General features: G+C 52.0%; 24 protein-coding genes. 9 read left to right on the top strand and 15 right to left on the bottom strand.

Translation table 11 applies throughout. The features are described from left to right. The first annotated feature begins 17 nt into the window (after positions 1 to 17). A complete protein-coding gene (locus AB7C91_RS09670) occupies positions 18 to 1772 on the top strand; it encodes a hypothetical protein (RefSeq protein ID WP_332447000.1) in 1755 nt (584 codons plus the stop codon). On the opposite strand, the gene AB7C91_RS09665 is transcribed toward AB7C91_RS09670, so the two are convergent. The 6 genes from AB7C91_RS09665 to AB7C91_RS09640 form a co-directional block, all read right to left on the bottom strand. After that, entirely contained in the window at positions 1760 to 3178 is a 1419-nt protein-coding gene (locus AB7C91_RS09665) for a sodium:glutamate symporter (protein ID WP_332447001.1), read from the bottom strand. The genes AB7C91_RS09670 and AB7C91_RS09665 overlap by 13 nt on opposite strands. Continuing rightward, positions 3175 to 4365: a lysophospholipid acyltransferase family protein gene (locus tag AB7C91_RS09660; protein WP_428590988.1), complete on the bottom strand. Its 1191-nt coding sequence runs from the start codon at positions 4363 to 4365 to the stop codon at positions 3175 to 3177. Before AB7C91_RS09660 ends, AB7C91_RS09665 begins: the two co-directional genes overlap by 4 nt. A 136-nt stretch (positions 4366 to 4501) precedes the next feature. Then, positions 4502 to 5233 carry a glycerophosphodiester phosphodiesterase gene (locus AB7C91_RS09655; RefSeq protein ID WP_428590985.1) on the bottom strand — a complete coding sequence of 244 codons (732 nt, stop codon included), beginning with the start codon at positions 5231 to 5233 and terminating at the stop codon, positions 4502 to 4504. A 21-nt stretch (positions 5234 to 5254) separates the two neighbouring features. Next, positions 5255 to 6550 (bottom strand): TRAP transporter large permease, encoded by a 1296-nt coding sequence (locus tag AB7C91_RS09650; RefSeq protein WP_428590983.1) that lies wholly within the window; start codon positions 6548 to 6550, stop codon positions 5255 to 5257. Continuing rightward, positions 6547 to 7086 carry a TRAP transporter small permease gene (locus AB7C91_RS09645; protein ID WP_428590980.1) on the bottom strand — a complete coding sequence of 180 codons (540 nt, stop codon included), beginning with the start codon at positions 7084 to 7086 and terminating at the stop codon, positions 6547 to 6549. Before AB7C91_RS09645 ends, AB7C91_RS09650 begins: the two co-directional genes overlap by 4 nt. 36 nt (positions 7087 to 7122) lie before the next feature. Next, complete coding sequence (locus AB7C91_RS09640) at positions 7123 to 8139, bottom strand: C4-dicarboxylate TRAP transporter substrate-binding protein (RefSeq protein WP_332447006.1); 1017 nt, start codon at positions 8137 to 8139, stop codon at positions 7123 to 7125. A gap of 243 nt (positions 8140 to 8382) precedes the next feature. Here AB7C91_RS09640 and AB7C91_RS09635 point away from each other — a divergent pair, with 243 nt between their 5' ends. Both AB7C91_RS09635 and AB7C91_RS09630 read left to right on the top strand, forming a co-directional pair. Next, on the top strand, positions 8383 to 9444 hold the full coding sequence (locus tag AB7C91_RS09635) for a LacI family DNA-binding transcriptional regulator (RefSeq protein ID WP_332447007.1): 1062 nt from the start codon (positions 8383 to 8385) through the stop codon (positions 9442 to 9444). A 45-nt stretch (positions 9445 to 9489) separates the two neighbouring features. Continuing rightward, a complete protein-coding gene (locus AB7C91_RS09630; RefSeq protein ID WP_428590977.1) occupies positions 9490 to 10752 on the top strand; it encodes an MFS transporter in 1263 nt (420 codons plus the stop codon). On the opposite strand, the gene AB7C91_RS09625 is transcribed toward AB7C91_RS09630, so the two are convergent. Further along, positions 10712 to 11044 carry a P-II family nitrogen regulator gene (locus tag AB7C91_RS09625; RefSeq protein ID WP_332447009.1) on the bottom strand — a complete coding sequence of 111 codons (333 nt, stop codon included), beginning with the start codon at positions 11042 to 11044 and terminating at the stop codon, positions 10712 to 10714. The genes AB7C91_RS09630 and AB7C91_RS09625 overlap by 41 nt on opposite strands. 141 nt (positions 11045 to 11185) lie before the next feature. Here AB7C91_RS09625 and AB7C91_RS09620 point away from each other — a divergent pair, with 141 nt between their 5' ends. Then, on the top strand, positions 11186 to 11449 hold the full coding sequence (locus AB7C91_RS09620; RefSeq protein WP_332447010.1) for a hypothetical protein: 264 nt from the start codon (positions 11186 to 11188) through the stop codon (positions 11447 to 11449). 173 nt (positions 11450 to 11622) lie between these two features. On the opposite strand, the gene AB7C91_RS09615 is transcribed toward AB7C91_RS09620, so the two are convergent. After that, positions 11623 to 12384 carry a helix-turn-helix transcriptional regulator gene (locus AB7C91_RS09615; protein WP_428590974.1) on the bottom strand — a complete coding sequence of 254 codons (762 nt, stop codon included), beginning with the start codon at positions 12382 to 12384 and terminating at the stop codon, positions 11623 to 11625. Positions 12385 to 12442: 58 nt separating this feature from the next. On the opposite strand from AB7C91_RS09615, the gene AB7C91_RS09610 reads away from it, so the two are divergent. Beyond that, positions 12443 to 12898 carry a hypothetical protein gene (locus tag AB7C91_RS09610; protein ID WP_332447012.1) on the top strand — a complete coding sequence of 152 codons (456 nt, stop codon included), beginning with the start codon at positions 12443 to 12445 and terminating at the stop codon, positions 12896 to 12898. A gap of 71 nt (positions 12899 to 12969) precedes the next feature. Beyond that, entirely contained in the window at positions 12970 to 13890 is a 921-nt protein-coding gene (locus AB7C91_RS09605; RefSeq protein WP_428590970.1) for a DMT family transporter, read from the top strand. Here AB7C91_RS09605 and AB7C91_RS09600 read toward each other — a convergent pair. Next, the gene (locus AB7C91_RS09600) at positions 13835 to 14185 is read right to left on the bottom strand and encodes a DUF3147 family protein (protein WP_332447014.1); all 351 of its coding nucleotides are present in this window, start codon (positions 14183 to 14185) and stop codon (positions 13835 to 13837) included. The two genes, AB7C91_RS09605 and AB7C91_RS09600, sit on opposite strands and share 56 nt — an antisense overlap. 333 nt (positions 14186 to 14518) lie before the next feature. Between AB7C91_RS09600 and AB7C91_RS09595 the strand changes: the two genes are divergently transcribed. Then, positions 14519 to 15082 carry a DNA-3-methyladenine glycosylase I gene (locus AB7C91_RS09595; RefSeq protein WP_332447015.1) on the top strand — a complete coding sequence of 188 codons (564 nt, stop codon included), beginning with the start codon at positions 14519 to 14521 and terminating at the stop codon, positions 15080 to 15082. Here the strand turns inward: AB7C91_RS09595 and AB7C91_RS09590 are convergent. Genes AB7C91_RS09590 through AB7C91_RS09565 form a run of 6 tightly spaced genes read right to left on the bottom strand, consistent with a single transcriptional unit; the run spans position 15076 to position 20350 of the window. After that, entirely contained in the window at positions 15076 to 15798 is a 723-nt protein-coding gene (locus AB7C91_RS09590) for an ABC transporter permease (RefSeq protein WP_428590967.1), read from the bottom strand. The genes AB7C91_RS09595 and AB7C91_RS09590 overlap by 7 nt on opposite strands. Next, the gene (locus tag AB7C91_RS09585; RefSeq protein ID WP_332447017.1) at positions 15795 to 16544 is read right to left on the bottom strand and encodes an ABC transporter ATP-binding protein; all 750 of its coding nucleotides are present in this window, start codon (positions 16542 to 16544) and stop codon (positions 15795 to 15797) included. The genes AB7C91_RS09590 and AB7C91_RS09585 overlap by 4 nt, the downstream gene beginning before the upstream one ends. Continuing rightward, positions 16544 to 17461: an ABC transporter substrate-binding protein gene (locus tag AB7C91_RS09580; protein WP_332447018.1), complete on the bottom strand. Its 918-nt coding sequence runs from the start codon at positions 17459 to 17461 to the stop codon at positions 16544 to 16546. The genes AB7C91_RS09585 and AB7C91_RS09580 overlap by 1 nt, the downstream gene beginning before the upstream one ends. Continuing rightward, positions 17458 to 18033 carry a UbiX family flavin prenyltransferase gene (locus tag AB7C91_RS09575; RefSeq protein ID WP_332447019.1) on the bottom strand — a complete coding sequence of 192 codons (576 nt, stop codon included), beginning with the start codon at positions 18031 to 18033 and terminating at the stop codon, positions 17458 to 17460. The genes AB7C91_RS09580 and AB7C91_RS09575 overlap by 4 nt, the downstream gene beginning before the upstream one ends. Then, positions 18030 to 18893, bottom strand: a complete 864-nt coding sequence (locus AB7C91_RS09570; protein ID WP_332447020.1) for a 4-hydroxybenzoate octaprenyltransferase — start codon at positions 18891 to 18893, stop codon at positions 18030 to 18032. The genes AB7C91_RS09575 and AB7C91_RS09570 overlap by 4 nt, the downstream gene beginning before the upstream one ends. After that, positions 18890 to 20350, bottom strand: coding sequence for a menaquinone biosynthesis decarboxylase (locus AB7C91_RS09565; protein WP_332447021.1), 1461 nt, complete (start codon positions 20348 to 20350; stop codon positions 18890 to 18892). Before AB7C91_RS09565 ends, AB7C91_RS09570 begins: the two co-directional genes overlap by 4 nt. A 143-nt stretch (positions 20351 to 20493) precedes the next feature. On the opposite strand from AB7C91_RS09565, the gene AB7C91_RS09560 reads away from it, so the two are divergent. Next, a complete protein-coding gene (locus AB7C91_RS09560) occupies positions 20494 to 20886 on the top strand; it encodes an MGMT family protein (protein ID WP_332447022.1) in 393 nt (130 codons plus the stop codon). A 103-nt stretch (positions 20887 to 20989) separates the two neighbouring features. Then, positions 20990 to 21538, top strand: coding sequence for a DUF2975 domain-containing protein (locus AB7C91_RS09555; RefSeq protein ID WP_332447023.1), 549 nt, complete (start codon positions 20990 to 20992; stop codon positions 21536 to 21538). Positions 21539 to 21544: the final 6 nt, after the last annotated feature.

The raw sequence follows: 21544 nt of genomic DNA, 5'->3' as shown, positions 1-21544 counted from the left end.
TATGACATAATGGATCCATGAATACTCATCATGACCTCAAAGCACGAACCACGCTGTACAGCACCCAATTTGCCAGCATAGCAAAGCTTTTGGAACCATATTTGGCTTCTGATGCCCAGATCCAAAAAACCTTGCGCTCCTTGTCCTCATTTTTGGGTAAGAAGATGCCTGATCGGGATGATTACCGAGAAACGATCATTCAACAATATCTTCTTCATTCCGGCCTTTCCCATCCGAACATGCTATCACGCCTTCTCGACGAGCGGCAGGCCTCGTTAGGCGATCCCACGAAGGAAGTACTTGCCTACTGGGTCTCTCACCCTGCATTCTATGCGTTCTTTACCATTACCAAAACCTTTTCAGACGATATGTTTGAAATTCATGACCTGGTGACAAAAGAGCATCATTTGCTGCTTTCCCCTGCGCTTAGAACCATGCAAAAGCGAGGCGAATCAAGGAATGTGACGTATCTGGCCCTGCTTTTGGACAACGGGGAATGCCTGCAAACTGCAGGCATGCTGCATTACAACCATCTGGTTGGGGATGATATCGCCTACTTCGCCCGAACGGTGGATGCCGCTCAGTTTACCGACGGCGGCCTGGATGCTGTCCTGCATTCCCACCCCCAGGCCTTGTATGTACTGGATCAACTCTCCAACATCCCGGCCATACAGAACAATCAATCTGAGATGCGGCTGCATACCGCTGAGGTGAAAACCGTCTCGTATACCTTCGATCCTGCATATTGGGATACAGATAAACGGGGCGACGTTGCGTGCTACATCCTGCGTGAGGCTTCCTCGGCAATGCAGCAGAAGCTTGGATCATCTCCTGTTTGGCAGGAGCTCGGCATGGCCAACCTCCGGGTTTTCAAACTCCGCGATCGTTGGATGTTGGCAGCCTTTTCCAAGGAAGCCTTTCACGTGTTGGTCTCTCTGATGGGATTCCCTTCCCTGCAACCACAGCAGGCAGTCAATCTGGCTTTGGTCTTCTTTCTTGAGAAGGAAGGCTATCGTGCTCCTTGGTTCCCTATCACCTTCGTACCCGAAAAACCACAGGAAGAGCCGGCTGACATGAAATCGCTCAATGCTTTCATGCAGGAATTCCAACAAGCGTACAACACGGGGAAGACCTTTGATGTTGAGCGAGCTGCTGCGAAGCATGGCATCGGGGTGGAAACAGCCCGACAAATCATGGAAAGCCTGCAGAAGACCGTGCAAAAGCGTGATTTTGTTGTTCCTGAACAAGAAAAGGTGTATGAACGTGCAGACTGGCCTGTTCCTCCTCCTTCCTTGAGACGGTCGTTCTCGAACGATCTCTATGAATCAGGACTATTCTTCATACAGGAATCTGATGCGATTGAGAACACGTTCAATGCCCTCAGCGGCAATCTGTTTGTAAAGGAAGTGGAACAACTGGGCATCATAGGCTTCATGGAAGAAACCTTTGAGGATGTATTCGAGGATGAAAGTCTTGCCTACCTAAGTCTGAATACGTGTCTTTGGATTCTGCTCCATCTTCGCGATACACCGGTATTGGTACGTTCCCTTGCTCTGGAAACGATGCGGCTCTTCCCCTTGCTGGCCGAGGATTTTACCGTGGATAGCTATGCAGAGTTGCTCAGTGAAGCGGTGTTCACCGTATTCTGCAGATCCGGGTTGTGTGCGATACCAGCCCGCCCGAAAGCCGAGGTCCGACGACGTGCACTCTATACTATTCAACCGTCGCTTTTGCTGCAGACCATCTTCGTAGTCAGACCTTACTCCGTGTAGAACAGACTTCCCGCCTTGGCGAACGATCGTTTCTTCGCGATCAGGAGGTAGCTGACAAACGAGGCGAGCATATAGAAGCCGCTGATCAGGATTGCCAGGGTGAACAGGGCGGGGTTGTGCTTGGACACGCTGAACGCTGGAAGGTTGACGCTGAGAATGATCGGAATGGCCAGGAAGAATACGATACCCACCGAATAGAGGTAATCGGTCGCGACCGGAGTTTCGAATTCGCGGTCGACGACCCTCAGCAGGGCAAGCCCGGTGGGAAGCGTTCCGGTCGCCGTGCCGTAGATGACCAGCATCCTGAAGAACTGATGGTCATCGTAGATGCGCGAACAATACCAGGGCAGTACGATGACGGTAATGAACAGACCGGTCAACGTAAGGATGAGGATTGGCAGCCAGTATCCCTGGACGGTAACCAAGGAGATGGCTCCCAGAGAGGACGCTACCGTCAGATCGACGGCCAAGCCTCCGAGACGGTTGCAGGTTGCATTGTCTATGGTGGTTTCCACCTTGAACTTGCGCATGACCAATTTCACGGCGATGGCACAGAATGCACTGAAGATGAAGTTGATCCCCCACAGGCTTTCGGCCAATTCGACGCCCAAGGGACCGATGAGGGCCAGTAGAGCGGTTAGGCCGGTAAGGAATCCCCAGCTGATCAAGTAGGTTCCCATAATCAAGGCGACATGATAGGTCAACGAATCAAGGGCTTCCCCATCGGTGGAAAGATAGGCACCGACCGGCCGTTCGGTCTCCAGACGGCTGAAGAAACCGGTACGGACGCTGCGGTTGTTGATGCGGTTCGCATGATCCTTGCTTATCCAACCGCGTTTGAGCCCTTGGTTGATCAAAACCACTCCGCCGAAGCTACCGATCAAAAATCCGATGGCCGCCATGGTTAATCCGACCGATGAAGCTCCCCGAAATCCCATGGGTTCCCAGAGAATGGCAATCGAGTATGCCTGGCCTGGTCCAAGTTCAAAGCCCAAAGGAAGGGTGAAGCCGAACGCAGGAAATAGATCCGGTTTGAAGGTATGGATTATAAGTGCAGTCACGACCAATCCAAAAAAGCATTGCAGGCCGTACTGTCCCATGACTGCAGTCACATTGGCTGCCAAGGTCCGTTTCCCTTTACCGTCCTGCTTCTCCTTGGGAGTCACCCGAAGCAACATGGCAATGAAGGACAAGTTGAGCAGATGGTAGACGATTTCTCCGAGGAAATCATTTCTCAAACCCCAATGGGGGGCGATGAAGTTGTAGAACAGGAGAAGCAGGATGCCAGAGATGATGGAGACGGGGATCAGAAAGCGTTGGAAGAACCGGATTCGGGCCCGAAGCAGAGCCGCGATGAGGATTGCGAACGAGATAATGCCGATGTGGAAGAAGAAATTCCAGTTCATAAAGTACCTCCTTGTAGTGTTTTTCGTTTAGCCTGATACATCTCCACATATTTGAGAATGGACCCTCGCTTTTGAATCCGTATCCGGTACAACGTATTGTTGTGATAGAGTTCCACGGTGTTCTTTGCGTTGATGATCATCGATTGTATTGCATCGAAGGGGAAATACTGGAACGTGTTGTCCGGCAGCGTAACCTGCATACCCCCTTTTTCCATGCTCAGCCGAAAGCGTTTTGCCAGAACGATGAGCTTGGTGTAGTCGCCGGTTTGGAACAGTACCCCTTCATCAGGGGGGAACGTCAATGTGGTGCCTTCCGGCCCGGTCATGTATGATTGTTCCCATGCATGCCAGTTCGCCACATCTTCCAATGGATGCTTTCCATGTAAAAGGTGCAACCGGTCATACTGGTCAAGCTCCATCGTGAAATTGCAGGAGGAACACGTGATCTTTGTGCCTTGGGTTTTCATGGTGCTCACCCCATGGCAGTCGGGACACAGATAAAGCACCTGCTCCAACCCTTCTGCGGCATGCGTGCTCTGGTAAGGTATATGGTTCTGTTCCTGCCATTTGCGATAGGAGAATCCAATATCCTGCTGCAATCTTGCATACAGTTGCGAGATGGTCATCTGGCTGATCTGGTCGGGATAGAGGGGAGGAAGACAGCGGAGGTAGGCGTTCCCTTTGCGTCGTTTTTCGGACCATCTCGGTTTGAGCCCGTAGAATCCTTCCAGATTGAGGACGACCACCGGGACTTTGAACATCCTGATCAGTTTGGCGATCGCTTCGTCGAACCCCACAGGTTCCCCGTCCCAGGTGCGGGTTCCTTCCGGGAAGAGGGCTACGATATCCCCTTGTTTCAAGGCGTCAGATATGGCTCTGATGGTAAACAGGTCACTGCGTCCCTGTTGTTTGCTGATGGCCCCGACCCAGCGTTCCAACAGCGGCCGAAGCCCGAAGAGCTTGAAAAGATACGCCCCTGCAACCCAACGGACATGTACCGGCAGCGCTGCAGAAACAAAGAAGGAATCGAGAGTATGCGCATGGTTTCCGACAACCAGATACGGAGGCTTCAGTTGCGATAGATAGTGCAGATCCACACCCGTAATATGGTTGCGTTTCAGCAAAAAGGCTCCATAAGTAGGTTGGGCCAATCGTATAAACAGTGGTTTTTTGGACACTACTCTCATCTATGTAAAAATATACTCTACGCCTATGAGGGTTGTCCACCGTCAAATAGGGAGAGGAGTATGAAAAACCTTGGGCATTGTATGAAAAATCACCCACAGTATTATTCTGCGGGTGATCTTGGACGCTTCTGAAAGGTTATTGTTGCTTCGCTTTCACGTAGGCTACACACACCTCAGGATAGTTGGTGAAAATGCCATCACATCCCCAGGCATAGCAATCTTCCAAGGCCTGCATCGAATTCACCGTCCAGACGTTGATGCCGACTTGGTAGCGGTGGCATTCATCGACTGCCGCCTTGTCCACCGTACAATAAGCGGGGTGGTAGTATTCGAATCCGAACGAATGAGCGCAATAGCCGGCATTCACCAAGCCCGTCTCGGGAACCAATGCTCCGCAAGGCATGGCTGCATCGAGTTTCTTGATCGCCGAGAGGCTGAGATGATTGAAGGAGGAGAAAAGCACCCTGTGTTCAAGGTGGTAGCGTTTTACAAACGCAAGGGTCTTGGCCTCAAGCTCAGGATAGTAGATGACGCCGGTTTTCAGTTCAATATTGGTGATCAAATCGGTGGACGCAACCCATGCGCAGTATTCTTCGAAGGTCGGGATGGTAAGTTTTGTCTTTCCATCCTTCCAATGTGCTGCAGCATTGCACGTTTTCAGTTCTTCAAGCGTGTAATCATAGACACGTCCGGTGCAATCCGTGGTGCGGTCGACCGTCTCGTCGTGGATGATTACCACCTCACCATCCTTGGTGAGCTGTACATCCAACTCGATGCCGTCGCAACCTGCGCTGTGAGCTTTTTGGAACGCGAGCATCGTGTTCTCCGGATAGGCTCCGCTGTAACCTCGGTGTGCATAAATCTTCATGGTACTACTACCTCTCATATATTAAGCCGCTCCATAGAGGAGATTGGGCAGGATAAGACTGATGGTCGGGATATACGTCACCAAAAGCAAGGATATCAACAAGGCGACAATGAAGGGAATCACCTCGCGTACGAAATCCTGCAAGCTGCACTTGGTAATGCTGCAACACGTGAACATCATCGAGCCGAACGGAGGAGTCAGTCCCCCGATCATGATGTTCACGATACAGATCAATCCGAAATGCACCGGATCAACGCCTAATTTGGTTACCACGGGAACCAACAAGGGTGCAAGGATGATCAGGGCGGCTCCTCCTTCGAGGAACATGCCCATTACCAAGAACAGTACATTGATGATCATGAGCATCAAATATTTGTTCTGGGTGAAGTCGAGCAGCATACTCGTCAATGCTTGGGGAATTCGCTCCCAGTTGAGGTAGTAGCCGAACACCGAGGCAGAAACGATGATCAGTACCACACCGCTGGTACCGAAGATGGTTTCCCGCAGTACCGGGATGATATGCTCCTTTCCTAATTCCTTGTAAATGAACTTGCCGACGATGATGCAGTAGAATACGGCCACTGCCCCTGCTTCGGACGGAGTGAACATGCCGATGCGCAATCCTAGAATGATGCCGAAGGGAAAGAGCAATGCCCACAGGGAGTCGAGCGATTGGTGCAGCAATTCCTTCGGGCTTGCCCTCTTTTCCCTGACCGGAAGATAGCCGCGCTTCTTGGAAATAAGGGAAACAGTGACCATCAGGCTGAGCGTCATCAGAATACCTGGAAGATACCCGGCCATGAACGTGCGCCCGACCGAGACATTGGCGATCAGGGCATAGATGATCAAGTTGATACCAGGAGGAATGACCGGTGTGACCGCCGATGATGCTGCGGTGATTGCGGTGGAGAAGGCGCGATCGTACCCGCGCTTTTCCATCTCGGGAACCAGCATTTTGCTCTGCATGGCCGCATCGGCATTCGCCGAGCCGGAAACACCGCCCATGAGCATGCTCAACAATACATTGACCTGGGCCAAGCCCCCAGCCATATGCCCGGTCAAGACATCTGCGAACTGCATCAATTTCTTGCTGATCCCGGCGTAGTTCATGATCGAACCTGCCATCACGAAGAAGGGGATTGCCAGAAGCGGAAAGGATTGGGTGCTCGTCACGAATTTCTGGAGAATCAGATCAACGGGTGAACTGGTATCGATGACTGCAAAATAGAACAGTGAGGAACCGAAGAGGGCATAGGCGATGGGAATACTTGAAAAGTACAGGATGAAAACCAAAATGACGGGAAGGAATGCGATCACAGGCTGCCTCCTTGGGATTTCGTCCGGGTGTCCTGAATGAGGAAATAGATGGAATAGCACGTCATCAATGCAAAGCTGACAAGAATGGAAGAGCTGATGTATGCAGTTGACATGCCCAGAACCGGGGTCGGTTTCCGATAGGAAAGCGAAATATAGATGACCGCGATATACGTGATGTAACCGTTGATGAGCAAGAGGATTGCATCAACGATGATGACGATCACTTTCTTGATCCGGGGAGGACACAGGTTCACCAGCATATCCACCCCTACGTGGGCTTTGTGCTTGTATCCGGCGGCAGCACCGATGAACACCGACCAGACAAAACAGGCGGTGGCGACTTCTTCTGACCAGTAGATGCCGGTTTTGAGAAAATACCGGAAGAAGACGTTGAGCATGACCAAGCCGGTGGTGACAATGATGCAGGCACTGGCAAGGATGAGTTCGAAATTGAAAAGGAATTTCTTGAGCGATTGAGGCATCGAGGCTTTCTCCTTGAAGGAAACGAGGAAAGACCGAAGGTCAGCTCGTAGCATACGCTGAACCTCCGGTCTTGAAAAGCGAAGGTGGACTTAGCGAGGCATTTTTGCCAGTTCGTCCTGCAGGATCTGGTAGATGCCGGGGGTTACTCCCTTCATGTTGGCATATACACTTTCTACGGTCTTGGCAAAGGCTGCGCTGTCAACTTCGTTGAACTTATTGCCCTGGGCTTCCAGTCTTGCCTTGGTCTTTTCGTAGTTGTTGGTGATCTCTCCGATCATCTGCTTTGCACCAGCTGTGAACTCCTCTTGGATGATCGTCTGGTACTCAGCGGGGATTGAGTTGAAAAGATCTGCGTTGATGTACACGCCGCAGGTCCCGAGGAAGTGCTGGGTGAGCGCCATGTTCTTGGCGACCTCTGCACTGCCATTGGAGCCGTATGCATCCATCGTGCCTTCCAAGCCATCAACGACGCCCTGCTGTACGGCGGAAAGCGTTTCGCTGAACCCGAGCGGGGTGGCTGTTGCGCCCATTGCATTGATGGTATCGATGAACAGCTGGCTGCCAGGGGTACGGATCTTCATACCTTTCAGGTCGGCGGGGGTGGTGATCACCTTGTTGGTCTTCAGGTTGCGGAAGCCGAAGATGTAGTCGAGCGCCAGCACCTTGATGCGGTACTTGTCTTCCAGCTGCTTGAGCATGCCTTTGACCAGATCGGTCTGGATCATGTACTCATACTCATCGAAGCTCTTGTAGAGCATCGGGCCGACCAGTGCATTGAAGTCGGGGACATAGTCGCCAAGGTAGGAAGGATCTTCCACCGAGATGAACTTTGCACCTCTGACAACCTGCTCGACGCCGTCCTTGTAGACAGCCAGCTGGCTCTGCGGATACTGCTGGATCTCGATTGCACCATTGGTGCGGTCATAGATTTTCTTGACCACGATGTCCAAGGACTTGGTCAACTGTTCATTGGGTGCGAATACATGGCTCATTTTCAACACGAGCTTGTAGTCTTCCTTGTTCGCAGCTTCCTCTTTGGATCCCTGGGCGAACATCGGTAGAGCCACGAGAGCCAGGAAAAGCAGGACGCACAATGTTTTTTTCATTCTTTCCTCCTGAATGTTTTATGAGACTGTAGAATAAAATTTCAGCATATTTAACAAGAAAGTAATCAGATTCTACAACGTCTTTTTGTGCAGTGTACGGGAGGATTTCTCAAAAGTCAAAATTAATTTTCACAGAAACATCACATTTTGAGAAATATTTTTGGGTTTCTCCAACGTTTTTTCTTGCAAAGTATGTTTAACAATGCTTAATATTTAACTATCCGATTTTCATGAGGGTGTACCATGCGAAAGAAAAAAGTCACGCTGCAGGATGTAGCGGACAAAGTGGGTATCTCAGCAGCCAGTGTATCGATGATTCTTGCGTCCAAGAGCCTTTCCCGATTCTCCGATGAAACCATCGATGCCGTGTATATCGCCAGCAGGGAGCTGGGCTATGAAAGCAAGCATGCCAAGCAGGACCGAAGGATGATCCTGATCGTTTGCCCATCGGTCATCAATCCCTATTTTGCCACCATCATCCAAGGTATGGAGCAGGAAGCCTCGCTCAGAGGTCTGGGAACCATGCTCTTCACCACGTATTGGGACACTGAGAAAGAAAAGCATATCTGCGAATTCGCCATGGATCCCATGATCGGAGGGGTGATCTTTGCCATGATACCCCAGCAACCGGAACTGGTCAGGCAATTGAACAAGACCGTACCGGTGGTGGCTGTAGGGGACAAGCAGAATGAAGTGGGTCTGGATACTGTGGATGTGAACAACTTCAACGCAGGGACCTTGGTCGCCCGTCATCTCCTGAATCTCGGTCACCGAAAGATTGCGTACCTCTGTACCAGCCTCAACAGCGAACACAGCGCCCGGGTTCGACGGTATGAAGGGTTGAAAGCCGAAGTGGCCCAATTCGGGCAAACTGCCAAGCTTTCCCTATTCACCTCGGAAATTTCTTCCTCAACGGAAATGAATACCGTGGATATCGAACATCAGACCGGTTACAACCTGGCAAAGCGTTGCCTCAAGGAAGCAAGTGATGTCACCGCCTTGGTGGCCATCAATGATATGGTTGCCTACGGAGTGATCGACGCGATCAAGGACGCCGGCTTCCGCATCCCCGAGGATTACAGTGTCTGCGGGTTTGACAACATCTATCCGTCCGCTTTCCATGGGGTGAGCCTTACCAGTGTGGAGCACTACATCATCCAAGGGGGCAAAAGTGCGGTACGACTGTTGTGCGAGAAAATGGAGAATGCCGAAAGTCGTACCCTCGATGCCGGGGCAGTCACCCGGGTGGAGTATCAGAATCGTCTGATCATCCGCTCCTCGACCGGGAAACCCCCGCTTCGTTGACTTTCCCCACCGTCCGTGATACACCCCCAACAGGGAGAACGGGAGATGAAAGAGAACGGTTTTACACGCAACCTTCAGTATGCCAAATTCTGTGCATATGGGTTTTTGAAAAACCTACGGTTCTATGAACCGTTCATGATGCTGGTCTTTTTGGATAAAGGACTCAGTTATCTTCAAATCGGGAGTCTGTATGCTGTGCGGGAGATTTTAATCAACATCACCGAGATTCCCTCAGGCATCATCGCAGACACTCTGGGCCGCAGGATGACGATGGTGTTTTCCTTTCTCGCCTACATCCTGTCATTCGTGCTTTTCTTCCTCGCGGACCAATATGCGATCTTGCTGTTTGCCATGGTTGCCTACGCATTCGGCGATGCGTTCAGAACCGGAACCCACAAGGCGATGATCTTTGATTATTTGAGGCTCAACAACTGGGAGAATCAGAAAACCCATTATTACGGGCACACCCGGGCATGGTCCCAACGGGGATCCGCTGTTTCTGCCTTGATCGCAGCCCTTCTGGTTTTTTACCAAGGATCCTTCGCCCCGATCTTCCTGTTCACCATCATCCCCTATGTGATCAACCTCTTTCTCATTCTTTCCTATCCCAAGAATCTCGATGGTCCGAGACATTCGAGCGACCAACGGATTCGGGATGCCTTTGCCGATGTCCTGCGTTCCCTGGTCAAGACCATGAAGAGTTTTTCCATGTTCCGTACCATCTCGAGCCAAGCTTTGTTGACCGGATACTACAAGGCATTCAAGGATTACCTACAGCCCATTCTGCAGACCTTTGCCTTGAGCCTGCCAATCCTGCTTGCCTATGACGACCAGAAGCGGACCGCTTTGATCGTCGGGGTGGTCTACACCATCCTGTATGCAACTACGGCCTTTGCTTCCAGCAAGTCCGGCAATTTCGCCCAACGGTTCGATGACCTTTCCACGCCGTTGAACCTCACCTTGGTGATGGGCATTGCACTCGGTCTGGTCAGCGGACTGTTGTTGCATCTGCAAGCGGCGCTTGTCGCCGTCATCCTCTATCTGGGAATCTATGTTTTGGAAAACCTGCGCAAGCCCATGGGCATCGCCTACGTAAGCGAACGGATGGACCAAACCTCATTGGCTTCTGCACTCTCGGTGGAGTCGCAGGCCGAGTCCTTGTTCGCTGCAGCCATTGCATTGCTTTTGGGGTGGTTCAGTTCCCTCTTCGGGGTGGGGATGGGAGTTCTCCTGGTTTCAGCAATTTGTCTGGTATTCGCCTTTCTGCTCAAGCTTCCGAAGGATCAGGCTCTTTCCCAAACGACATGAACCGCTGGACATCCACGCAGAAGGCGATGCCTGCACCGGGTTCTGTCAGGGAAGGTACCGCTCGAATTGCTTCCAGAACCTTGCCGGTCACATCGGAACCGACCAGAATCAGAAGCATTTCCTTCTCGGGCACCAAGGGATAGCCGAAGAATTTGACATCCTCCTCCTTGCCCGTTCCCCGGGCAGGAAGAATGGTCCCCCCGGTGGCTCCTGCCTTTCGGGCAACATCCATGACTGCTTCAGCCATGCCTTTGTTGATGATGCACGTTATGAGGGTATGGGGTGTATGCAAACCGAGCCTCCTGATGCGTAGTATCGCGTAAATCACCGCAGAAGGGAAGGGCTTGCGTCTATGCACAATACAGAGAATTTTTTGGTGTGACACGATACGTCATAGCGAAAGGTATAGACTGCGGTTGTACAGGAGGCCGCAATGCATACAGCTTGGAGAAAAGACCAGCAGGAACTCACACGGCAGATCATCAGCCGTGTCGATATCATTGCATTTTCAATATCATTGATCGGAAGGAACAAAGGCTGTTATTTGGATCATCTGGATGGTCGTTTCGGGTATATTACCTTGGAGGACGCCTTGGCAAACCGGTATCGTGTCTTCAACTATGAAACCGATGAGCTGGAAGGAACGTACGAAAGCCTTGATGCCCTGATTGAAGCAGGATGGAAGGTAAGCACCTGATGGAGTATCCTACAGATTTGATCGAGCAGGTCCATGCGGCGATGTTCGTCAATAGGAACTGTCTTCCCACATCCGAACGCTGCAGTGTCCGAAGTGTTGCATCGATTGCATCATCGGTTTGGCAGAATATGATGCAATGCGAGGATAGATGGGATATCGGATCAGTATCAGACTCAGCACAATCCGATGCAGCGAAGGTAATATGCAGCTTGGGCGATGGATTTGGTCCTGGTCTTTCTCAGGATGTTCTGTCGATGGTTGTTGACCGTATGCAGACTGAGGCAGAGTCTGTCCGCAATGCTTTGGCTGTCCAGTCCTCCGGCGATCAATGAAAGAATTTCCTTTTCTCGTGCCGTCACCAGATGATCGGCTATCTGGTTCTCCTCGTTGAACAGGCACACCTTCTGGTTCTTGGTATTGATCAAGAACCTTCGGGGTTCTTCATTCTCAGGGAATTGGGAGAGAATGTCCGAGACGATCAACATGATCCAAGCCCGATTCTCCCGGTCACAGGCAAAAATGGCCATCTGATGGAGAAAACGGATGTACCGGCCGTCCTTCGCCCGTACCCGGTAGTCATAGACAAGTTTGTAATCCTTCTTGTCCTTATCCCGTTTGGCAAGGAAATCATACATCTTCAGCTCGGCGTCATAGAGAAACACTACATCCTGTGGATGAATCATGGCATGGTAGTTCCCAATCGAGATGTCCTGTGGTTCATATCCGAGCAGTTCCAGATGTTTGTCGGTCTTCAGCAGAAAGGACGCCCGATTGATGTCATACAGGGATATTGAACGATTCTCCACCCCGGCGAGTTCCTGAAGGCTTGCAAGCTGCGGTTGCAAGCGCTCATAATCGCGCTCGTCCACCTTGCAGGAAAGACAGTTGGTGAGCGCTTCATATTTTCTTCGTACACCATCATCAGATTCTGCCATGAAATGATGATTTCTCCCTATGGTTCAATCATGCATCAAGGGAATAAACTTAGCAACCATGGAAGTCTTGAAGCATCCTTTGTACCATCGATTTCCTCCCTCGGAAAGCTGTTCCTGCCGTATCTGCCGTTCCTTTTGCCAACGTCCCGGTTGGCCGTTGGTTGAAGAAGCCCGGCTGGCGATGCAAGAAGGTCTGGCTGACCGCATGATGCTGGAGTTTTCCCCGGACTTTTCCTTCGGTATCCTTGCGCCGGCATTCAAGGGCAACGAAGGCAGCTTCGCTCTCCAGATATTAGCCGCACATTCCTGCACCTTTCTCGGTGAAAGTGGCTGTACCATCTTCAACTTTCCCTATCGTCCTTTGGAATGCCGTTTTTGTCATCACAGTAGGATGGGAGAAGGGCTGGTCTGCCATCTTTCCATCGCCAAGGATTGGAATACCTCGAAAGGGAAGCGGCTGGTGAAACGGTGGCTGCAGGTAATGGGTTTGGAATATCCGTTGCCTTTGCGGTGAGATGACGAACGTTGGCTTGACAACCGAAGACGAACACGATACTCCTTGGCCAATGGGCAAAGGAGGGGGGGATGAACGATTCGGGAACTTGGGTGGGGTATGCATTGACTGCACTTTCTGCATGCTGTTTCGGTTTCATGCCGGTTTTCGCCCGCATCGCCTATGCTTCCGGTTGTGATACCTCAACCTTGTTGTTGATTCGGTTTTCTCTCGGTGGGCTGTTCCTGGCGGCTATATCAGCAGCCAGGCATGCCGCTTTGCCTCCCCGTCCGACTTGGCCCGTGTTGTTCCTTTTGGGGTTTTTCGGCTATACCGGAACATCGTTCTGCTATTTTACTGCGCTCAAGTACGCCTCTGCATCACTGGTATCCTTGCTGTTGTATACCTATCCTGCCCTCGTGACGTTATTCTCATTGGTATTCACCGGCGAGCGACCGACTCTTAGTACGCTTGCCTCACTGGTCTGCGCCCTTTCAGGGTGTGTACTGGTCATCGGACTCGACGGGCAGGGAGAACCGAAAGGGGTGGCTCTGGCACTCACGGCGGCATTGGTCTATTCGCTGTACATCATTATCAGTTCCCGGATTGTGGGAAAAAAGACGGCAATGGCCAGTTCTGCGAGTATCATTCTCTCAAGTTCGGTCGCATATGGTCTGATGTCGGCAATTACGGGAACGTTGCAGCTTCCCAAGACCCTCAGCGGAGTGGCGGCTGTAATAGCAATCGCCTTGCTTTCCACGGTTATCGCATTCTGGTCCTTTTTTGCCGGGATGGGGCGCATCGGCGCGACCAAAGCATCCTTGGTTTCGACCTTGGAGCCATTGGTCACCGTCCTCAGTGCCCTGTTGTTTTTGGGAGAGCGGCTTGCTTTCTCCACCTTGGCAGGAGGTTTCTTGATCATAGCCGCATTGGTCGTCTCTGGTTTGGAAGGCGTCCTTAAAGCGAAATATGGAAGGCTTTCAGAACCCAGAGCATCAGAAAATACAAGATGACTGTGGCGCACGTGGATAATCCAAGACTCGTCCAGAAGGATAAGCCGCGTTGCAGAAGGGCGGGGAAAAGCAGAAAGAAGGCAAGCGAAGGAAGCACCAAGTAGAAGATCGACTGGGAGAGGTCGGCGATCTTTTGTTGTTCCACCCGTTCCCAATGCATCCATAGTATTGCCAGAAGGCTGGTCAGCGGCAACGAGGCAACCAGGGCTCCGAACAACGAACTGCGTTTTGCGATTTCACTGACCATGACGATGACACCGGCTGAGATGCCGATTTTCATAATATAGTACCCCATGTGTTCCTCCGCATCCAGTTAAGCAAACCCACGGGATTTTGTACAGGAGTTTCTGCAAAAAAACGCCCCCATCCTAGGAAGGGGGCACTTGAGATGAGCCTTGTTTTGATTACCGTGGTTGCGCTCTACAACCACTCCTACCTATAGGATACACCTGGTTCTGCAATCCGTAAAGAGAACGGGTTGGATCCATTATTTCCTCATCCTTCTCCCTTGTCGACCGTATTTGAGGCAAATTACCACATCCATGGGTTGCCCCGCGGCCTCCGGTTTTTCACCAGCTTTGCATCTTTGTATGCTATGGTGATACCCAGATAGGAATGGGGAGGAATGATGAGACGATGTGCATGGGCAGACAGCAATCCGTTGCTGGCCGAGTATCATGATCAGGAGTGGGGGACGCCCTTGCATGATGACCGAAAACAATTTGAATTCATATCCTTGGAAGTGATGCAGTGCGGTTTGAGTTGGTTGACGGTTCTCAAAAAACGGGAGGTGTTCAAAGAAGCCTTCGCGGATTTTGATGTTGCATCAATTGCAGGCTTTGATGAGTCGAACGTGGATGCGATCCTTGGCATGGAGCACATGATCAAATCACGAAGGAAGGTGGAAGCCATCATCAGAAATGCCCGATCGTTTCTGAAGATCCAGGAGGAATTCGGATCCTTCGACCGATATATCTGGCAGTTCACCGAGGGAAAGACCCTCGAATATCCCGGTCATGCCGAAGGCAGCGTAATCATCGCCCGTAATGAGCTTTCCGATGCGATCAGCGCCGATCTGAAGAAGCGTGGATTCTCATTTCTGGGTTCCATCACCGTCTATGCACACTTGCAGGCTGCAGGCATCATCAACGATCACCTGGCCTATTGTTTCCGGTACCAGCAGGATCATTGATGGTTCTGGGGACAAAACAGGCGATCCAGCAAGGAATACAGGCCGAACAGCAAGGAAGCCAGGATACTGAGTGCCGTCATGGCACTGTACATATCCAGATAATTCATCCTGGCCCAGCTGTCCATGATCAAATACCCCAATCCTGAGGTGGTGGCGAAGGTTTCTGCAAGGAACAGAACCGCCGTTGCGGTTCCCGTCGATACCCGTAGTGCGGTGAAGAACGAAGGAAGCACTGCCGGAACCACCACATGACGCAACAGATCGAGCCGATGGGCTCCGAGGCTTCTGACTGAATCCAGATAGCGTGCATCGATCGCCTTTGCTGCATCCCTGACGACAAAATAAAGTTGGAAGAAGATGATCAGGGAGATCAGGAAGATTTTGGAGAGGTTGCCCAACCCCAGAAACAACATGATGACCGGAAGCAATGCAACCTTGGGTATGGGATACAATACATAGGCGAAGGGAGATACCAGTTTGTCCATCCGAAGGCTCCTGCCGGATCCCAGCCCGAGTATGACCGCCGGAATGACGGCGGCGATGGTTGCTGCGGTGATGCGGAAGGCAGAGATAAGAAAATGCAGGGGAAGCGGACGTTGCATCGACATGGTGAAAAGATGGATGAGTACCAGGTGGGGATAGGGCAAAAATGGCTTTGCCACCAGCACGGCGAGCAGGTACCAAAGGCCGATGAGCAGCAGCAGGGCTTTCTTCATCCTCTTCCCCCTTTCCCCAGCAATTGCCGGGTTTGGACGCAACAGGAGAAATACGCCTCGCTCAGCCGGTATTCGGGATTTCTGGCATGCAGATTCTCAATGACGGGGAGAAACTGTACCGCCTCTTTTCCCGTCCGTTCCATGACATGGATGTAATCGGCAAGGTAGGCTGCTTCCTCAATGCTGTGGGTGACCAACAGACAGGTCATTGCATGGCGGGTGGATAGGTCGAGCAGGAGTTCCTGCATCTGTTCACGGTTCATGGCATCCAATGCCGAGAAAGGCTCATCCATCAGCAGCAACTTCGGTTCAAGGACCAAGGAGCGGGCGATTGCGCACCGCTGCTTCTCTCCACCGGACAAGCGGGCGGGAAAGGCTGATCGCAACGATGCGATCCCCAATTCCTCCATAACCGTTTCCGTCTTTTGCCGTACGATCGTTTCGGGTGTATGGCGAAGTCGCAGCGCAAGGGCGATGTTGTCGTATACCCGTTTCCAGGGAAGCATTCCGAAATCCTGAAGGATGATGGCACGGTCGGGAACCTGATCGCTCAGGTTCCGGCCATCGAAGGAAACACTGCCTTGTTGCGGTTGCAGCAAGGCGGCCAAAAGATAGAGCAGTGTGGTTTTTCCACACCCGGACCGCCCGATGATCGCATGAATTGCGTGGTCGCTGAAGGTGTGGTCGCAATGCTCGAAGAGCATAGTGTCCTGGTATTTGAATCCCAGGTTTTCAAGCGAAACCATTACAGGGCCTCGATGACCGATGCATCCGTCAGGCTTTCGTAGCTGATGTCAGTGGTGAGCAGACCCCTGTCCTTCAACCATGCTTGGACTGCCTCGACCGAGGAGGCGAGCGGAAGGCGCGGTGCTTCATAGTGTACAAACTCGAAGCTGTCCTTGATGGCGAGCGGCACATCGGCTGCTTCCACCAGTAAATCCCTGTAGGCATTACTGTCGGCATTGATGCGTTTACATGCACTGCGATAAGCCCGGTAAAAACCGATGAGATTCGCTTTTTGTGAATCGACGGCTTTCTTGGTAAAAATCATGACTCCGGGAACTTCTGAAAGCTGCCGGCTGTCTGCGATCGGGACGGCTCCCTGGGAGACTGCCAGAGCATAGAACGGCTCGGGAAGACAAGCTGCATCCAAGCTGCCGTTGAGCAGCATCTCCATACGTACCGGAATTTTGGGAATAGCCATCATGGTGACCTGGGTGGGAGAAAGCAAGGTGTCGGCAAGATATTCAATGATGGTATTGCTGCTGACGGCAACCGACTTCCCGACCAATGAGGTACGGTCCCGACTGGTTGTCCGGGGACTTGCCGCGATGCCATACCGACCGTTGGTAATCGAGGTGATCACCCCGTCGAATCCTGCCTGCCGGAGGAATAGGGCCCCGAGGGTGTCTCCGACCATACCGTCGAGTTTCCCTGCCTGAAAGGCGGCGTCGCGCTCCACCGGGCTATGGAAGAGTACCAGCTCTACCGCCGCTCCTTCTGTTTGGTATAATCCGTCACGTTTGGCAAGCTGGATGGGCAACGAATCGACATCGGGCATGATGCCGATGCGAAGCGTCTGCTCTTCCTGTACCGGTTGTGCGAAAAGCAGCATCGTGCTGCAAGCCAATACTGCCAAAACGGCAAATCCTAATTTTCTCATGTATCTCTCCAACGTTTTGCATTCCCATCGTCCAGATCGATGGCGTCAAGGATCCGGTCGATGGTGGTATCTACAATATCCTCAATGGTGGAAGGGTGGGTATAAAAGGCGGGAACGGGGGGCATGATCATCGCCCCGGCGTTGCTGAGGGTCAGCATCTGCTGCAGATGGATGGAGCTGAGCGGACTTTCCCGGGCGACCAGAATGAGACGGCGGCGCTCCTTCAGGCATACCGAAGCTGCGCGTTCGATCAGATTCGAGGCAAGACCGGCTGCGATCGCACCAAGCGTACCCATGGAACAGGGAATGATCACCATTGCATGGAGGCGGAAGGAACCACTGGAAGGAGAAGCGGCCAGGTCGTTGTGTGCATGGACGGTCACCCCCCTCTGCTGCAAGTCGGCAAGCCAGGCTTTGCTGTGCACGGTGCATTCGCTGTCCATCACTTCCTTTGCCCAATCGGATAAAACCAGATGCACCGCAACATCTTGCTGCGTAACCAAACGCTGAACCAGACGCATGCCATACATCGACCCGGAAGCTCCGGTCATTGCCACAAGGACGCGTTTCATCGGATATATACCTCCAAAATCGTGAAGCAAAGAAACAATACACTTACGATTTCGTTGATATGATAGGCGGCAGTCGTAACATGTTGCAAGCGTCCGGGTAAAACCAATGCATGTTCGGCTATCAACAGCAATGCTACTGCACCACAGCCGAGGTAATACCAAATGCCCACATGGTACGAGAAACCCCAGATGAGCAGCAGCCCCCATGCAGCCAGGTGGGAGAGCGCAGCGATTACCAACGCCTTGTGCAATCCGAACCGTGCTGGAACGGAATGTAATCCCTGCGAGCGGTCGAAATCGATATCTTGGCAAGCATAGATGATATCAAAACCGGCGACCCACAACGCCACCGCCGCGTAGATGAAAAAATAATCAAGGCGGAAGAAACCGTTGAGAGCCAAGAGCGTTCCCATCGGGGCAATGGCCACCGTGGCTCCCAGAAAGTAATGGCAGAGCCAGGTAAAGCGCTTGGTGTAGGAATAGAGGCCGATCATGGCCAAGGCCACAGGAAGCAGGGCGAAGCATAGCGGGTTGAGCAAAAATGCACTGACGGACAGCAGCAGCAGGCATGCTGCGGTGACGATCCAAAGGTCGATGCGTCGCAATCTTCCTGCCGGGAGATGGCGGTTTGCCGTTCGTTGGTTTTTGGCATCAATGTGATGATCCACCAGACGATTGAGTGCATTGGCTCCGTTCCGTGCTCCGAATACGGCAAGGAAGATCAAAAATACTTTCCGATACGGCAATACCCCTTGGGTTTCCAGCAGCAGGGCGCTGGCCGCAAAGGGCAAGGAGAAAAGGGTATGCTGGATCATGACAGCCTGGCCGATGCGGATCAGTTTGGGTGAATCGTCTGTCATGCGTTGCCCGATCCCAAGCCAAGGCTGTCCCAGATGGCATCTACCTTTTCTTTGACTGCCTGGTCCATGACGATGTCATCCGGCCAAGGGCGGGTGTGTCCGTCCAGGGCCCCTTTCTTTGTAGCGTCGATACCCAATCTGGTACCGAAGAGCTTTCTTGGTGATGCATGGTCGAGTGCATCAAGTGGTCCGTCGGAAAATGTGATATCCCGTCTTCCATCGATGTTGTTGAAGACTTTCCATGCCACCGTCTCCAGATCATGCACATCCACCGTATCATCAACGACGATGATCATCTTGGTGTACATCATCTGACCCATTCCCCATAAGGATGCCAATACTTTCTGTACCTGGCCGGGATAGCGCTTGTGGATCGAAACGATGGCGCAATTATGGAACACCCCCGACAACGGCAGTTCCAGATCGATGATCTCAGGGATGACGAGTTGCAGCAAGGGTAAGAAGAGACGCTCGGTGGCCTTGGCCATATAGCAGTCCTCCATGGGAGGTTTTCCTACTACGGTTGCCGGGTATATCGGTTTCTGACGGTGAGTGATGCACTCGACGTGGAAAACAGGATACTCGTCTGTAAGGGAGTAATACCCGGTATGGTCTCCGAACGGTCCTTCCAGATGAAGCGGCTCGGACGGGTCCACATATCCTTCCAGTACGAATTCTGCGTCGGCGGGGACTTTCAGGTCATTGGTGATGCACCTGACCATGTCGACGGGTTTGCCTCGGAGGAATCCTGCGAAGAGCATTTCGTATACTCCCTCGGGAAGCGGGGCGGTTGCTGCATAGGTGATGGCAGGGTCGCAGCCGAGGGCGACCGATACCGGCATCCGCTGCCCTTTCTCCCTGTACTTGGCATAGAAATGCGAACCGTCCTTATGGATGTGCCAGTGCATGCCGGTTGAGGTGGCATCGTAGCGTTGCATGCGGTACATCCCTGCGTTCTGTGCTCCGGTTTCCGGGTCGCGGGTGAATACGATCGGGAGGGTGACGAATGGTCCTCCGTCCTGCGGCCAACAGGTGAGGATCGGAAGCTTGAACAGATCTACATCCCGTTCGATAACTTCCTGACAGGCGGCACGACGAACGGTTCGGGGAAAGAACGAACGGACCAAGGACAGTTTTCCCATGATGGAGGTAATGTCCAGAGCCCGGGTCTGGGAGAATGCCCAGGAGATCAGGTCACTGATCTCCTGCTTTTTCTCCTCGAGGGTTTTGCAGCCGAGGGCCATCGCCATACGCTTATAGGAACCCATGGCATTCATGAGCACTGGGTATGCACTGCCTTTGACCTGTTCGAAGAGCAGGGCCGGGCCTCCTGCCTTGCTTACCCGATCGGTGATCTCGGTGATTTCCAAATAGGGATCCACTTCCGTTTTGATGCGAACCAGCTCACCTTCCGCCTCAAGGGCTTCGATGAATGCCTCTAGATTCTTGTATGCCATATCGGTAGTGTAGCAAAAATGCAATCAACCCACAATCTGGTACACGCATTTCGTCGGTATTTGGCCTGCATCGGGGTAAATTGAAACAGGTTGGGTATCTGCGGATGCAAGAATACTCATCGGATTTACCATAAGACAGGAGAATGCATATCCGATGGTGGGGCGGTTGGAAGCAACATGTCGAATGGGGTGTGCTTCTCTTGTATTTGTATGGTTTCAGCCATAAAATACAAGCAATTATGGATTCCTTTTTTGATGCTGTTCATGCAATTGTGGCAAAAATACCGTATGGAAAAGTCGTTTCCTACGGCCAGATCGCCTGTATGCTGGGTTCTCCATTGCGTGCCCGTACCGTAGGTTGGGCGATGCATCAGTGTCCTGATGATCTTCCCTGGCAGCGGGTGGTCAAATCCGATGGGAGTCTGGCGGGCGGTGACCATGCAGCCATCCAGAAGGCCATCCTGCTCTCCGAAGGGGTTCAGTTCATCGGCGAGTACCGTGTTTCGATGCAAGCTTGCCAATGGGACGGGTGTTGATCAATGAAGTGAAGCGCACATGTTTCAGTTCTTTGTATTCAGCTTGACAGATTTATCGAATTACGATAAAAAATAATCGTAATACGATAAATAGGAGCTGAGTATGCATGCATCCATTCCCTCGTATCTGAAGTTGTTGAAACTCATTGTCCTTCTTTCCCTGCTCATCGGTTCTGTTGCGTTGGCAGTCGTCATGACCTATAGCATAGTCGTTGCACTGCAAAGCGGCGGTACACACTTGCCGCTCATCCTGATGTCTGATGCCTTGCGATTCCAATTGGATCTTGAAGCTGTATCATGGATGGTCTTTGTCGGATATTATCTTCTCTTTCTCGCCATAGGATTGTCTGCCTTGTTTTTCTTGTTCTGCCTGTATCGTACTTTGGCATTGGTGAAAGCGAATGCCCGATTTGTTGCAGATCTTTCCCCTCTGGTCCGGGATATGGGCTTTGCAATCCTTGTTATTGCATATCTGAAACAGGGGCTTTGGTTTTTGGCTGTCGAGCAACTTCCTGTTGCGTATACACCGCTTGTTTCCTTCTCATTTCAGCTGATTCCTGAACAAGCCATCTATGCAGTATTGCTCTTGGTCCTTTCCCGCCTGTTCCGTTATGCACAACTGCTTCAGGACGAGCAAGATCTGACGGTGTAGGAGGCG

It is taken from the genome of Sphaerochaeta sp. (assembly GCF_050256055.1).
Classification (GTDB): Bacteria; Spirochaetota; Spirochaetia; order Sphaerochaetales; family Sphaerochaetaceae; genus Sphaerochaeta.
This window is presented reverse-complemented; position numbering and strand designations above follow the sequence as displayed.